The sequence below is a fragment of the Streptomyces sp. NPDC048664 genome (assembly GCF_040650555.1).
GTDB lineage: Bacteria > Actinomycetota > Actinomycetes > Streptomycetales > Streptomycetaceae > Streptomyces.
Genome location: NZ_JBEZHK010000010.1, coordinates 242,081 through 256,951 on the forward strand (window position 1 = coordinate 242,081; position 14,871 = coordinate 256,951).

Here is a 14,871-nt window from a genome sequence, read left to right on the forward strand (position 1 = left end):
CACCGTCCGAAGGTCTCCGTGCTCGTCCCGGTCCACGACGCGGGCGTCCACCTGGAGGGGTGCCTCCGGTCGATCGCCGAGCAGTCGCTGGGGTTCGAGCACATCGAGGTCGTCGCGGTGGACGACGGCTCCACCGACGGCAGCGCCGCGGTCCTGGACGCCTGGGCCGCACGCCACCCCGGCCGCGTCCGCGTGGTGCACCAGGAGAACTCCGGAGCACCGGGCGGGCCCCGCAACCGGGCCGTCGCGATGGCCGAGGGCGAGTTCCTGTTCTTCGCGGATCCGGACGACTACCTGGGCGCCGAGGCGCTGGAACGCATGCTGGCCGCGGCCGAGCGCGACGGCAGCGACGTGGTGCTCGGCCGGATCAAGGGGGTGGGCCGCAAGGCGCCCATCACGCCCTTTCGGCGCAGTGTCGAGGGCGGCGACGTCTTCACCACCAAGGCCGTCTGGTCGCTCACCGCGCACAAGCTCTTCAGGCGCTCCCTCGTCCTGGAGCACGGGCTGTGCTTCACCGAGGGGGTGCGGCTGGCGGAGGAGCAGGTCTTCGTCGTCTCCGCGTATCTGCTGGCCCGCTCGATCTCCGTCGTGGCCGACTACGACTGCTACTACCTGGTGCGGCGTGAGGGCTTCCCCCATCTGACGCAGCAGATGCCCGACCCGGTGCCGTTCTACGGCGTCGTGCGCGACGTGCTGGGCGTCGTGGTGGAGCGGGTGCCGCCGGGCGCGCGGCGCGACGGGCTGCTGATCCGGTGGCTCACGCTGGAGGTGGTGGGGCGCTTCGACGAGCGGTTCGCGGAACTGCCCGAGGAGACGCGGGCGCTGTGTGTGAAGCTCGCCGGGGAGCTGGTGCGGGACTTCTTCCCGGCCGAGGTCGTCGCGCGGCTGGATCCGCTGGCGCGGGCGCGGTGCCTCCTGCTGGAACAGGGGCTGGTCGACGAACTCACCTCGGTGACGGCACTGATGGCCGAGGCGCGGACCCCGGCCGCGCCTCGGCGCGGTCCCCGGCGGGGGGCGGCCTGGGCGCGCCGGCGACTGCGGGCGGCGCGGCGGCTTCTGCGCCGCCTCCTGCTCCCCGGGTAGCGCGCGCCGCGCATGCCGTGCCGCCGCGGGGGACGGGGACTCGGGGACGGGCCGGAGGCTCTGCCCGCCTCCGGCCCGTCCTGTGCGTCACAGCTCCTTCGACTGCTCCAGCATGCGGTCCACCACCCGGGACGAGGCGTGGCCGTCGTCCAGGTCGCAGAACAGGTGGTGGAAGCGGTCGAAGCGGTCCTGGTAGTCCGCCGACACCTGGTCGATGTCGCGGATCGAGCTCACCAGTTCCTCCGAGGTGAAGACCAGCGGGCCGGGCGAGTCCTGTTCGAAGTCGAAGTAGAACCCGCGCAGCTTGTCCCGGTAGTGCTCCAGGTCGTAGGTGAAGAAGAGCATGGGCCGCTTGAGGTGCGCGTAGTCGAACATGACCGACGAGTAGTCCGTGATCATGATGTCGGCCGCGACGTACAGGTCCGCGATGTCCGGGTACTCCGAGGCGTCGTACACGAACCCGTTGCCCGCGCCCGGCACCGCGTCCACCACGTTGGAGTGGCGCCGGATGAGCAGGACGTGGTCCTCGCCCAGCCGCTTCTGCGCGTCCTCCAGGTCGATCCGCAGGTCGAAGAGGTACTGGCCGGCGCTGTGCGACTGGTCGTCACGCCAGGTCGGCGCGTACAGCACGATCTTCTTGTCGCTGGGCACGCCCAGTTCCTGGCGCACCTTTTCGGCGATCTTGTCCCGGTCCGGGGAGTAGAGGTAGTCGTTGCGCGGGTAGCCGGCTTCGAGGACCTCCCCGTCGTAGGAGAAGGCGCGCTTGAGGATGGGCGTGGAGAACCGGTTGGACGAGACGAGCAGGCTCCAGTTCTTCGCCTCCAGCGCCAGACGGTTCTGGTACTCGCGGTCGAAGTACAGGGTCTCGATGTCGTGGCCGATCTTCTTCAGCATGGTGCCGTGCCAGGTCTGCACGATCACCTGGCCGGGGCGGCGCTCCACCCACTCGGGCAGATGCCCGTTGGTGACGATGTACTTGGACGTGGCCAGCGCCTCGAACCACTCGCGGCCCCACATGCGGACCTTCTCGGCGGTCGGCGGCAGGGTCACCTGGCCGTCGCGCACCGCCCACAGGAACTTCATGTCGCTGCCGCGGCGCAGGAGTTCCTCGTGCATGGCGCGCGGGCTGTCGGAGTACTGCTTGCCGTTGTAGCTGAGGAAGAACACCTGCTCGCGCAAAGGCTCCTGGCGCAGCGGCTCGTACACCTCGCGGCGCAGCTGGAGCTGCCGGTAGGGGCCGCGCTCCAGGTCGCTCAGCTCCGAGCGGCAGTTGAGCTGCGGGAAGTCGCCCCAGCGGTTCTCGAACCAGTAGCGGCGGTCGCTCAGCTCGGCGCGCAGCGGGAACTGCGCGGCGGCGAGCCGGTCCACGACGAACTCGGTGTCCGGCACCCGGGTGTCCGCGGCGCGCAGCAGCAGGTTCCAGCGGCCGGCCTTCAGCGGTACCTGGCCGGAGCCGCCCATCACGGACGGGTCGAAGGCCACCGTGAACGTGGCGTCCTTGGACCACTCCACCGGTGTCCGGCGCTCGTCGAAGCGGTTGCCGGCCTTGAGGACGAGCTCGGAGCCGATCAGCTCCGGGCTGGCGTGGCCGCGCACCACGATCCGGTCGTTCTCCAGGCCGATCCCGGTGATCATGGCGCGGCGCTTGCGGCCGATGATCTTGAGGTAGCCGTTGTGGCCGCCGACCAGGGCGATCTCCCGGTGGGCGCCCGCCTCGCCGAAGGACGCCGGCAGATCGAAGCTGACGTCCTCGAGGCTCTCGCTCATGACACTGCTGAACTGGCGCTCCTTGCCGTCCGCGGAGGTGGCCAGCAGGACCGTGCTCCACAGGCGGCGCTCGGGCTGCGCCTTGCCGTCCACGCTCTCGTCGCCGAGCAGGGCCACGTCGGTCAGCGGCACACGGGCCCGGAAGGCCGTCCTCGCGCCGTCCCGCGTGACCTCGACGGGGTAGGTGCGCACCTCGCCGCCCTTGGCGTTGCTCAGACGCAGCGTCACCGTCTCACCGGGCAGGAGGTCGGTGCGTATCTCGCCGCCGACGGACAGCGCGTCGCCGTCCAGAGCGCGGTCGGTGACCAGCGCGCGCACCCGCTCGACCCGCAGCTTGAACGCGCCGCGCTCGACGCTCGGCAGCAGCCGGAAGTCGTCGTCCAGCCACTGGTAGGGCGGGAAGTTGGCCGCGGAGCCGCCCCGGGCCCAGACGCCGCTGCGCCGGACCAGACCGGAGGCGTAGACGTTGACGCCGACGTGCCACAGGCCTTCCTGCCAGGCGCCGCCCTTGCGCAGCTTCGCCGGGTCGAACTCCAGCTCCCAGCCCGCCCAGTCGTAGTTGTAGCGCTTCTGGCCCGAGTCGGTGGTGCACTCGGGGTGGTAGGCGTTCTTGGCCGTCAGGAACATACGGCGGCGGGAGCCCTCGCGCTTGAGCTGGAGGACCTTGAGGCTGGCGCGCTTGGAGGCCATGTCGACCTTGTCGATCCAGGCGTCACCGGACAGCAGCAGCTTGCCGTCCTGCCAGGTGACCGAGCGCAGCGGGGCGCGCAGGCCGAGGTCGCCGTCGATGCGCAGGGCCGCCTTGGGCAGCTCGAACCCGCTCTCCTCGAGGGTGCGGAAGCTGGCGTACTTGCGGAACGTGCCGGAGACCTCGACGGGGTCCTTGCGGCGCTGGGAGGCCAGGAGCGCGATCAGCTCGGGCATGGCGTGCTTGCGCACCAGGAGCCACTGCACCCGCAGATCCGTCGGCAGCGCCATGACGATCTTCGGGTCGATGGTGTCGAGGTAGCGGTTGGCCGCCTCCAGGAACGCCTCGTGGAACTCGGCCGTGGCGTCGGGCAGGACACGCAGGAACAGGCGCAGGTCGTCGCGCAGGACCCGGTCGTCGTACTGGCGCTTGTACTCGGCGAACTCGGGGTCCTGCTCCTGGGCGAGGAAGTCGCTGACCATGCTCACGGCGGTGACGCGGTCGCGGATCGCCTGCGGCTCCTTGCGGCGCTGGGTGATCGAGGGCGCCGACTCGCCCTCGCGCAGCCGCCAGAAGTACGTCGGCTCACCGATGATGTCGATGGCCTGCGCCTTGTAGTGGGCGGGCAGCACGACGGGGATGTCCTCGTGCAGGATGCCCTCGGGGAAGGCGAAGCCCTCGCCCTCCCAGAAGGTGCGCCGGAAGACCTTGTTGCAGGCGATGCGGTCGGCGACCAGCTTGGGGTTCTTCGAGATGTGGGTGCGCTTGCGGGCCTCGCCGGCGAGCATCTTCAGCAGCGGCACCTGCCAGGACTTCTCGCCCTTGAGGTGGAAGACGTTGCCGGTGGCGAGGTCCGAGCCCGATCCGTCCAGGCTGGTGACCATCAGCCGGTAGGCGTCCGGCGGGATGACGTCGTCGCTGTCCACGAAGGTCAGGAACTCCGCCTCGGGGGACATGTGGGCGATGCCCGTGTTGCGGGCGGCGCCGAGTCCGGCGTTCTCCTTGCGGATCAGCTTGAACCGCGCGTCGCGGGCGGCGTACTCGGCCGCGATGGCGGCGGAGTCGTCGGGCGAACCGTCGTCCACCATCAGCACTTCGATGTCGCGGAAGGTCTGCGCCGCCAGCGAGTCGAGGCAGGCGGGCAGATACCGCTCCACGTTGTAGATCGGGACGATGACGCTGAGCCGAGGGGCCATGGCGTGGGGGATCTCCTATCCAGGTTCAGGCCCGCGCGGCCGGCGCGAGCGCCTGGGCGGGGTTCGGTGCGTGGGGACGGTCGGCGAACGGGATGAACGGCAGCGGGGTCCTCTCGCCGAGGAAGACCCGCCGCACCACGCGCTCGGCCGCCCGGCCGTCGTCGAACTCGCAGTAGCGACGGCGGAACGCCTCCCGGTGCGCAGCGGCCCGGGGGCTGTCGTACTCCTGCGATCCGAGCAGTCCGATCAGCTCGGTCTGCGTTCTCGCCACCGCGCCGGGCGGCTGCTGGAGCAGGTCGAAGTAGGTGCCGCGCACCGCCGAGTAGATGTCCCAGTCGGGGGCGTAGATCACGATGGGCCGGTCCAGGACCGCGTAGTCGAACATCGCGGAGGAGTAGTCCGTGACGAGCGCGTCCGCGGCGAGGTACAGCTCCTCCACCCGGGCGTGCCCCGAGACGTCCACGATCCGTCCGCTGCGGCGCAGCTCGGCCACGTGCGGGGACGAGCCGTAGAAGTAGTGGCCCCGCACCAGCAGGGTCACGTCGGGCCCCAGGTCGTCGGCGAGGCGGGCGAGGTCGAGGGCCGGGGTGAAGCCCGGCTGGTACTCGCGGTGTGTGGGCATGTACAGGAACGCCCGGGTGCCCTCGGCCAGTCCGAGCGCGGCGCGTGCCGCGCGCACGTCGTCGGCGGTGGCGTTCACGAGGGCGTCGTTGCGCGGGTAGCCGCTCTCCAGGGAGGTGTACGAGCACGGGTACACCCGCTCCCACACGGCGGTGGAGAACCGGTTGGCGCTGAGGCTGAAGTCCCAGCGGTCGCAGCGCTCCAGGAGCTTGTCGAAGTCCATCGCCGTGGAGGCCGGGTACTTGCGCTGGTCCAGGCCCATGGTCTTCAGCGGCGTGCCGTGATGGGTCTGGAGATGGATCTGGCCCTCGCGCTTGACGACCGCGTCGGCGAAGTTGACGTTGTTCACGAGGTACTTGGCGCGGGCGAGGGCGGACCAGTACTCGCGCGAGCCCACCCGCACGTACTCCACGCCCTTGGGCACGCCGGCCACCGCGTCCGGCCGCACCGCCCACACCCGGCGGACGTGCGGGGCCAGACGGGCGAGTTCGGCGTCGATGGCCGCCGGGTTGCAGGAGACGCTGCGGCTCCAGTAGGCGGAGAACAGCGCCAGGTTCTCGTCCAGCGGCAGCTTCAGCTGGGACTGGTAGAAGACGCCCATCGCGCTGCGCTTGGAGCGGTTGATCGCGGTGCGCGTGCGGGTCCTGACGGCCTTGCGCAGCCGTATCGCCGCCGCGGCGCCGGCCATCGCGGTGTACGCGTCCCGCTCCAGCAGGGCGTACTTGTGGCCGCGGCCGCCGGCCGGGCGCTGGAAGTCCTCGGGCAGGCGCGCGCGGTAGTCCTGGGCGGCGCGGTGGAAGAACTCGGCCCGCGCGTCCTGCGGCAGGCGCTCGGGGCGCTCCAGCACCGTCAGGTAGTGGTCGCTCATCTTGCGGAACAGCGGGGCCCGCCAGATCGCCAGTTCGGGGCGGGAGTCGACGTAGTCGAAGACGCGGCGGTACTGGTCGAAGACGTCGAAGTGCTTGCGGCTGACGGTCTTGAGGATGTTGCCGCCCTCGCGCCGCTGCCGGTACATCACGCAGACCCGGTCCAGCAGGGCGATGCGCTCCGCGCTGATCATGGAGCAGAACGTCCAGGGCGCGTCCTCGTAGTACCCCGGCGGGAAGGTGAGGCCGTGGCGGGTGACGAAGTCCCGGCGGTAGGCCTTGTTCCAGACGATCTGGAGCAGGTCGAGCAGCTGCGGCCGCTCGGTGAGCGCGAACACCTCCGGTCCGTCGCTCCCCAGGAGGTCCGCCCGCTGGTTGGGGCGGACACGCCCGTCCCAGTAGCTGCGCGCGTAGTCGTAGACGAGTATCTCGGGGTCCCCGGTCGCGTCGAGGCGGTCGGCTATCGCCTTGAGCGCACCGTCGGTCAGCGTGTCGTCACTGTCCAGGAACAGCACGTAGTCGCCCTGGGCCTTCTCCAGGCCGGCGTTGCGCGCGCGTCCGAGCCCCACGTTCTCGGTGAGGTGCATCACATGAACGCGCGGGTCGCGCTCCGCGTACTCGTCGAAAATCGCTCCCGAAGCGTCCGGGGAGCAGTCGTCCACCGCGATGACTTCGAAGTCCGCGTAGTCCTGTCCGAGAATCGAGTCGAGACACTCGGGCAGGTATCCCTGCACTTTGTATGCAGGGACGACGAGGGAGAGTCGGGGCATCCTTACAACCTGTTCCGGGGGCTGACCACGCGAGCGTGAGCGGGGCCGGAGCGTGCTTGCCGGGGGAGCGGCAAGCGGCGCGCCGCCGCATCAGCGTAAGGGATTCACTAGAAGTTTCCGTGGGGGCGGTGCGAAGTTGGTTAATCGGTCGCCATAGTCACGAACTTCTGATCCGGGCTCCTGTAGGGGATTTGCGCCCTGCTGGAGAACTTCCTCACAGTTGGGCGCACCTGCCTGCTTTGCCGGTGTGCCCCATATGCCGGACTCGATTTATTGCGGCGCATGGCAGAGTCTGCTGTTCCAGTGACGAAGACCCGGGAGGCATGAGGATGAGCTGGCTGGTCACGGGCGGCGCCGGATACATCGGAGCACACGTGGTGCGCGCCATGGTCGAGGGCGGCGAGAGTGTGGTCGTGTACGACGACCTCTCCACGGGAGACGCCGCCCGGGTGCCCTCGGGGGTGCCGCTGATCGTGGGCAGTGTGCTGGACGGGCCCCTGCTGGAGCAGGCCCTGCGCGACCACGCCGTGACGGGTGTGGTGCACATCGCGGCCAAGAAGCAGGTGGGGGAGTCGGTGGAGCGCCCGCTCCACTACTACCGGGAGAACGTCACCGGACTGCAGACCCTCCTGGAGGCGATGGAGGCCGCCGGCGTCGGCCGGATCGTCTTCTCCTCCTCCGCCGCCGTCTACGGCATGCCGGATGTGGACCTCGTCACGGAGGACACCCCCTGCGAGCCGATGAGCCCCTACGGCGAGACCAAGCTGGTCGGTGAGTGGCTGATCGCCGCCGCCGCGCGCGCCCACGGGGTGCGGGGCGCCAGCCTGCGCTACTTCAACGTGGCCGGGGCCGCCGCTCCCGAACTCGCCGACACCGGTGTCTTCAACCTCATCCCCATGGTGTTCGAGCGCCTGGAGGCGGGCGAGGCACCCCGGATCTTCGGCGACGACTACAGCACGCCCGACGGCACCTGCGTGCGCGACTACATCCACGTCCAGGACATCGCCTCCGCCCACCTGGCCGCCGCGCGGCGCCTGGCAGAGGCCCCCGAGGGCACCGCGCTCACCCTCAACATCGGCCGTGGCGAGGGCAGTTCGGTACAGCAGATGGTGGACCGCATCCTCAAGGTCACCGGGAACGAGCAGAGCGCCCCGGAGGTGACCGACCGCCGCCCGGGCGACCCCGCCCGTGTGGTGGCCTCGGCGGACCGCATCCGCGGGGAACTGGGCTGGTCCGCGCGCCACGACCTGGACGAGATGATCGAGTCGGCCTGGCAGGGCTGGCGCCACCACCACCGCTGAGGTCCGACGGGGCCGCGGGGCGCGTCCCGCGGCCCTGCGGCCGCCGAGCCCCTTCGCGTAGATTGCGCACCAGGCAGCCGGCTCTCCGCCGGCCGTCGGTGAGCGCAGGCGAAGGGGACGGCCGCAGGTGTCAGGGGCAGTGTCAGGGGCCAGGAAGAGTGTGGCGAAGGCCCGCAGGATCGTCGTCAAGGTCGGTTCCTCGTCCCTGACGACCGCGGCGGGCGGACTCGACGCGGACCGTGTCGACGCCCTGGTCGACGTCCTCGCCAAGGCCCGCGGCGGGGGCGAGCGGGAGATCGTCCTCGTCTCCTCCGGAGCCATCGCCGCCGGTCTCGCCCCGCTGGGCCTGCGCCGCCGCCCCACCGACCTCGCCCGGCAGCAGGCCGCCGCCAGCGTCGGCCAGGGCCTGCTCGTGGCCCGCTACACCGCCTCCTTCGCCCGCTACGGCGTACGCGTCGGCCAGGTGCTGCTGACCTCCGACGACACCAGCCGCCGCGCCCACCACCGCAACGCCTCCCGCACCCTCGACAAGCTGCTCGCGATGGGTGCCTTCCCGATCGTCAACGAGAACGACACCGTCGCCACGGACGAGATCCGCTTCGGCGACAACGACCGCCTCGCCGCCCTCGTCGCCCATCTGGTCCACGCCGACCTGCTGGTCCTGCTCTCCGACGTGGACGGCGTCTACGACGGGGACCCCGGCAAGCCCGGTACCTCCCGGATAGCGGAGGTCCGGCGGCCGGAGGATCTCGCGCAGGTCGAGATCGGCAGCGCGGGCAGGGCCGGTGTCGGCACCGGGGGCATGGTCACCAAGGTCGAGGCGGCCCGGATCGCGGCGGCCGCCGGCATCCCGGTGGTGCTCACCTCCGCCGTCCACGCCGCCGACGCCCTCGCGGGCCGCGACACCGGCACGTACTTCCACACCACCGGCAAGCGCTCCGCGGGCCGGCTGCTGTGGCTCCAGCACGCCTCGGCGCCGCAGGGCGCGCTCACGCTGGACGACGGGGCCGTGCGCGCGGTCGTCGAACGCCGTACCTCGCTGCTGCCCGCCGGTATCGCGGCGGTCGAGGGCGACTTCGCCGCCGGCGACCCGGTCGAGCTGCGCGACGGCACGGGCCGGGCGGTGGCACGCGGGCTCGTCAACTTCGACGCCAAGGAGATCCCCCGGCTGATCGGCCGCTCGACCCGGGAGCTGGCACGTGACCTGGGGCCCGCCTACGAGCGCGAGGTCGTCCACCGGGACGACCTGGTCCTCCTGCACCCGTGACCCGGCCGCGCCGGTTCCGCGGCGGTCCTCCAGCGGTTTTCCGACCGCTCCCCGTCTGCCCCCGGGGGCAGACGTTCCGTAAAACCGCCCCATGAAGCGCTGCGGCCTGCTCCACTTTCCCTGGGGGACGTGCCCCGGGGAAGGTCGCCCCGGGGCACCCACTGCTACCGCGTTCTGCGTGAAGGAGGCCGTCGTGAGACGAGTGCGACCTGGGGCGGCGGCGTTCCGCGGTCGCGGCACCTCCGGTGCCTCCCGCGACGGCGGCACCCCGCGCACGGTGGGGGAGGAACGCGCCCTGACCAGCGTCAGGGCCGGTGACTCCTACGAGGAGCCCGGTGACGTGCCCCGGCTGTGGCACGTCACCCTCAGCGTCTCCGGGCGCCAGGCGCCGGTGGAGGAGGTGCGGCGGGCCCTGGAGCAGCTCGCCCACGACCACCCCTTCCTGCTGACCAGCCGCTACGCGGGCGACCACGCGGAGATCCGCTACTGGGAGGAGGCCCGCGACCTGCACGACGCCGCCGCCCTCGCCCTGCGCCTGTGGGGCGAGCACCGCCAGAGCGCGGGGCTGCCGCCCTGGGAGATCGTCGGCCTCGAGGTCATCGACCGCGAGACGTACCACCAGCGGGTGGCCGAGGGATACGGTCCGGCGCGGGCGACGCCGGTGGGCGTCCACCCCTTCTGAGCCGCCCCGGCCCGCGGACGTCTCGTTCCCTGGGACGTGCCGTAAGGGGCCGGAGCGGCGCACTACGCTTCCTTCATGACCACGCTCTCGCCGTACGACTCGATGTCCCCGGTCACCCAGGCCGCCTATCGCGCCCAGGCCGCCGCCGCCGACCTCGCGCCGCTGCCGCGGGCCGAGAAGGACGACGCGCTGCTGGCCGTCGCGGACGCGCTGGAGGTCAGGACGAGCGAGATCGTCCAGGCCAACGCCAAGGACATCGCCAAGGCGCGCGAGGCCGGCACCAGCGAGGCGATCGTCGACCGGCTCACGCTCACACCCGAGCGGATCCGGGCCATCGCCTCCGACGTCCGGGACGTCGCGGCCCTGCCCGACCCGGTCGGCGAGGTCGTCCGCGGCTCCACCCTCCCCAACGGCATCGACCTGCGGCAGGTGCGCGTGCCCCTCGGCGTCGTCGGGATCATCTACGAGGCCCGGCCGAACGTGACCGTCGACGCCGCGGCCCTGTGCCTGAAGTCGGGCAACGCGGTGCTGCTGCGCGGCTCGTCCTCCGCGTACGAGTCCAACAGCGCCCTCGTGCGGGTCCTGCGCGACGCCGTGGGCGGCGCCGGGCTGCCCGCCGACGCGGTGCAGCTCGTGCCCGGCGAGAGCCGCGAGTCGGTGCGCGAGCTGATGCGGGCCCGGGGCCTGGTCGACGTGCTCATCCCGCGCGGCGGCGCCTCCCTGATCCGCACGGTCGTGGAGGAGTCCACGGTCCCCGTGATCGAGACCGGCACCGGCAACTGCCATGTCTACGTGGACGCCCAGGCGGACATCGACATGGCGGTCGAGATCCTGATCAACTCCAAGGCCCACCGGGTGAGCGTGTGCAACGCCGCCGAGACGCTCCTGGTCCACCAGGACATCGCGGCCGAGTTCCTGCCGCGCGCCCTGGACGCCCTCGCGGACGCCGGGGTCACCGTGCACGCCGACGAGCGCGTGCGGGAGTACGCCGAGGGCTCCCGGGCGACGGTGGTGGAGGCCACGCCGGAGGACTGGGACACCGAGTACCTGTCGTACGACATCGCGGCCGCCGTCGTGGACTCCCTGGAGCGGGCCGTGCAGCACATCCGGCTGTGGAGCTCCGGGCACACCGAGGCGATCGTCACCACCTCGCAGCAGGCCGCCCGCCTGTTCACCCGACTGGTCGATTCGACCACGGTGGCCGTGAACGCGTCCACGCGCTTCACCGACGGCGGCCAGTTCGGCTTCGGCGCGGAGATCGGCATCTCCACCCAGAAACTGCACGCCAGGGGCCCGATGGGCCTGCCGGAACTGACCAGCACGAAGTACATCGTGACCGGGGACGGGCACGTACGGCGCTGATCCGGCGCCCGGCGTCCGGCCCCGGTCCCACCGGGCGGAGGGGGCCGGACGAATTTCCGTACCGTCTGCCCAAATTGACCCCCCAGGTCTACTCTGGATCCGTGCCGGAGGACGTGGGGGGCATGCCGTTTCACGACGGTCAGGAGCCCGACGACGACCGCGACCGCGGAGGTAGGGACGAAGAGTTCGCCTCCGTGGTCTTCGACGAGGCCTTCGTACGGGCCGCGGTGGTCCATGAGCCGACGGCGGTGGAGAGACTCGTCGCCGCCGCCCAGGCCCGCGCGGAGGCCCAGGAGGCCGAGGCGCGCCGGGCCCACGCCAGAGGCACGCGAGGCGACGACGAGCGCCACGAGGACGGCTTCGGGCCCGACGCGTTCGGCCGCGGGCTCGGCCTCGGCGACCCGGACGACCTCGACGACCTGGACGACGACGACCACCCGGGCGGGCGGTACGGCGCGCCGGGCACCTACCGGGGGTACGGCACGGGCGCCCGCTGGCACCGCCCGGTCGCCTGGATGCTCGCCCTCGTGATGGGCATAGGCATGGTCGCGCTGGCGTTCACCGCCGTGTACCGGGGCGCTTCCTCGGGCCGGCAGGAGCAGATCCCGCCACCGGCCACGACCGGACTGGAGCAGGGCAGGGAGACGGGCGCGAGCAGTACGGGGCCCTCCGCACCGGCCACCTCCTCGTCCCGCGCCCACCCGGCGGTGCCGCGGACGCCCTGAGGCCCTGACCCTCTGAGGCCCTGACCCCCCGAGGCCGATGACCCCCTGGGCAAGGCCGGGGGCGAGGATGTTCGACACCTGTCCGGTGTGGTGAGAACCTGTCAAAACTTGTCGTGCGACAGGGCGTTTACCCAAGGCTCCGGGGACCTACCCTGAAGGTATGGGCAGGCCTGGAGACCCACCCGAGGGGACCCCCGAGGGTGCCTCCGGTGGCGGCGAGGACGAATACGAGTACCGCTCCGTCGTGTTCGACGAATCGTTCGTCCGGGCTGCCCGCCTCAAGGAGTACTCCGCGCACGAGCGGATGACCGACCACTCACCGGCCGTACGCCGGCGCCCCGCGATCCACCGCGGGCTGTCCCGGCAGGTCCTGGCCCTGGTCCTGCTGATAGCCGTCGCCTTCGGCACCGCGATCTACATGGGAATGCGCCACCCGTACCAGGACCCCCGGGCGCAGCCCGTCGATCCGGCCCGCATGACCGTCATACCCCTCGCCCCGCGCACCGCCGTGCCGGGCTCCACCGACGCCGAGGCGCTGTACGCGGCCAGCCCCGCCGCCCGGTTCCGGGTGGGTGCCGAGGGCGTCACCCTGCCGTCCACCCGGCGCACCACGCACTTCTCCGAAGGCCAGGTGATCGCCGCCCTGGCCACCGCGAAGGACTACGTCGTCGAGTCCTCGCTCGACCCGGCCGTGCTCACCGGCGGCGCCGTGCGCCCGGTACGGGTCCTGGTCGACGCGGGGCAGCTCGACCAGTTCGACCGGAGTTTCCAGCGGCCGGCCGCGGACGGACGGCACCTGCCCACCGGCTGGCTGGTCCGCTTCGACCCGTCCCACGCCCAGCTGGCCGACCGCGGCATCCGGGTGCGGGGCACGCTGCGAGTGGCGGAGAGTGGCCCCGAGACCCTGGAGGTCACGGCCGACCACGTCCTGGTGTACGCCCTGAAGCCGACCGGCGCGGACGCGAGGGCGCAAGCCTCCCTGTTCACCGTCCGCCGCGGGCTGACGTTCCGCTTCGACCGCGACGACCTGCGCCTGCACCAGGCTCAGCTGCTCACCTCGTACCTCCAGGCCGGCCCGCTCGCCTGCGCCGAGGACTCGACGACCCATCTGCGCCCGCTGTTGGCGGGCCACACCCCCGACACGGCCCCGCCCCCCGCCACGAACCCCTACAGCGCCACCACGCCCGAGGCGCTGTGCGGCGCCCTCACGACCCGGTGACCCCCGACGGGGCCGGCCGACCGACGGCCCGCGGCATCAGGCGCCGTCGTCGGTGCCCTCGTCGTCCGGCTCGGTGCCGGGCGGCCGGCCCCCGGTGTCCTCGGGGGCGCCGCCCGTGAAGCCCGTGAAGCCGCGACGCACCCTGCCGCCGAGGTCGCTCGCGCCGCCGGCGAGGTCCCCGACCAGCTTCATCAGCGGGTCCCTGGACTCCTTCACGTCGTTCACGTAGCTGGCCGCCGAGTCCCGGAACGAGCCGGAGACCGAGGTGTCCTGGTCCTCGTCCCGCCGCGGATAGTGGCCGTCCATGATGCGCTGGTGGTCGCGCGAGGAGGCCCACCTCCTCAGCTCGGCGGCGCGCACCGCGGTGAAGGGATGGCTGCGCGGCAGCAGGTTGAGGATCTTGAGCACCGAGTCGCGCAGATCGCCCCCGGCCTCGTACTCCTCGGCCTGCTCGAGGAAGGCGTCCACGTTCATCTCGTGCAGGTGGTTGCCGCCCGCGATCTTCATCAGGCCCCGCATCGAGGCCTGGACGTCCTGGCCGACCAGCAGCCCGGCCCGGTCGGCGGACAGCTCCGACTTGCGGAACCACTCCCGCAGCGCGGTCACGATCGCCATGACCGCGAGGTTGCCCAGCGGGATCCAGGACACCCGTACGGCCAGGTCGGTCAGGAACAGCAGGACGGTGCGGTACACCGCGTGCCCGGACAGCGCGTGCCCGACCTCGTGCCCGACGACGGCCCGCATCTCCTCCTCGTCGAGGAGCTCCACCAGCCCGGTCGTCACGACGATGATCGGCTCGTCGAGGCCGACGCACATCGCGTTCGGCTGCGGGTCCTGGGTGACGTACATCGGCGGGACCTTCTCCAGGTCCAGGATGTGGCAGGCGTCCCGCAGCATCGCGTGCAGATGCGCGAACTGCCTCTCCGACACCCGCACCGAGTCGGAGAGGTACAGCAGCCTGAGGCTGCGTTCGGGCAGCAGTCCGCTGAGGGCCTTGAAGACCACGTCGAAGCCGCTGAGCCTGCGCAGGGCGACCAGGGCCGACCGGTCCGCCGGATGCTCGTACGCCCGCGAGGAGATCCGCGGGAAGCGCCTGCGCCGCCGGCCCGGCACCTGCTCGTGGCCGCTGCCGTGCCCGCTCGCGCCGGGGCGGTCTGTGTCGGACATGTCTTCCCCCAGGTGTCTGGATGGCCCGCGCGACGTGGCCCCCGAAGCGAGGTCCAGCCTAACTTGATCTTTAACGTGTGCTGTCGAACGGTGCGTCGTACTTGATCACTCGGTTCGGTAACTGCCGTACGTGGAAACGGCCTTCGTCTGAACATGT

At 71.6% G+C, this 14,871-nt stretch carries 10 protein-coding genes; 7 read left to right on the forward strand and 3 right to left on the reverse strand.

Translation table 11 applies throughout. The features are described from left to right. Positions 1-18 precede the first annotated feature (18 nt). Entirely contained in the window at positions 19-1,083 is a 1,065-nt protein-coding gene (locus AB0C59_RS14275) for a glycosyltransferase family A protein (protein WP_363004128.1), read from the forward strand. Between the two features lie 87 nt (positions 1,084-1,170). Here the strand turns inward: AB0C59_RS14275 and AB0C59_RS14280 are convergent, their stop codons facing one another. Both AB0C59_RS14280 and AB0C59_RS14285 read right to left on the reverse strand, forming a co-directional pair. Beyond that, entirely contained in the window at positions 1,171-4,734 is a 3,564-nt protein-coding gene (locus AB0C59_RS14280) for a CDP-glycerol glycerophosphotransferase family protein (protein WP_363004130.1), read from the reverse strand. Between the two features lie 25 nt (positions 4,735-4,759). After that, on the reverse strand, positions 4,760-6,991 hold the full coding sequence (locus AB0C59_RS14285; RefSeq protein WP_363004132.1) for a CDP-glycerol glycerophosphotransferase family protein: 2,232 nt from the start codon (positions 6,989-6,991) through the stop codon (positions 4,760-4,762). Positions 6,992-7,320: 329 nt separating this feature from the next. Between AB0C59_RS14285 and galE the strand changes: the two genes are divergently transcribed. The 6 genes from galE to AB0C59_RS14315 all read left to right on the forward strand — a co-directional run bounded on the left by galE (position 7,321) and on the right by AB0C59_RS14315 (position 13,547). Beyond that, complete coding sequence (galE, locus tag AB0C59_RS14290; RefSeq protein ID WP_363004134.1) at positions 7,321-8,292, forward strand: UDP-glucose 4-epimerase GalE; 972 nt, start codon at positions 7,321-7,323, stop codon at positions 8,290-8,292. 160 nt (positions 8,293-8,452) lie between these two features. Further along, entirely contained in the window at positions 8,453-9,559 is a 1,107-nt protein-coding gene (proB, locus tag AB0C59_RS14295) for a glutamate 5-kinase (protein ID WP_363004136.1), read from the forward strand. A gap of 193 nt (positions 9,560-9,752) precedes the next feature. After that, positions 9,753-10,241: a hypothetical protein gene (locus tag AB0C59_RS14300; protein WP_363004137.1), complete on the forward strand. Its 489-nt coding sequence runs from the start codon at positions 9,753-9,755 to the stop codon at positions 10,239-10,241. 75 nt (positions 10,242-10,316) lie between these two features. Then, positions 10,317-11,603 carry a glutamate-5-semialdehyde dehydrogenase gene (locus AB0C59_RS14305; protein ID WP_363004139.1) on the forward strand — a complete coding sequence of 429 codons (1,287 nt, stop codon included), beginning with the start codon at positions 10,317-10,319 and terminating at the stop codon, positions 11,601-11,603. A gap of 101 nt (positions 11,604-11,704) precedes the next feature. Beyond that, positions 11,705-12,328: a hypothetical protein gene (locus AB0C59_RS14310; RefSeq protein ID WP_363004141.1), complete on the forward strand. Its 624-nt coding sequence runs from the start codon at positions 11,705-11,707 to the stop codon at positions 12,326-12,328. A 160-nt stretch (positions 12,329-12,488) separates the two neighbouring features. After that, on the forward strand, positions 12,489-13,547 hold the full coding sequence (locus AB0C59_RS14315; RefSeq protein ID WP_363004143.1) for a hypothetical protein: 1,059 nt from the start codon (positions 12,489-12,491) through the stop codon (positions 13,545-13,547). Between the two features lie 36 nt (positions 13,548-13,583). On the opposite strand, the gene AB0C59_RS14320 is transcribed toward AB0C59_RS14315, so the two are convergent. Beyond that, complete coding sequence (locus AB0C59_RS14320) at positions 13,584-14,714, reverse strand: M48 family metallopeptidase (RefSeq protein WP_363004145.1); 1,131 nt, start codon at positions 14,712-14,714, stop codon at positions 13,584-13,586. Positions 14,715-14,871: the final 157 nt, after the last annotated feature.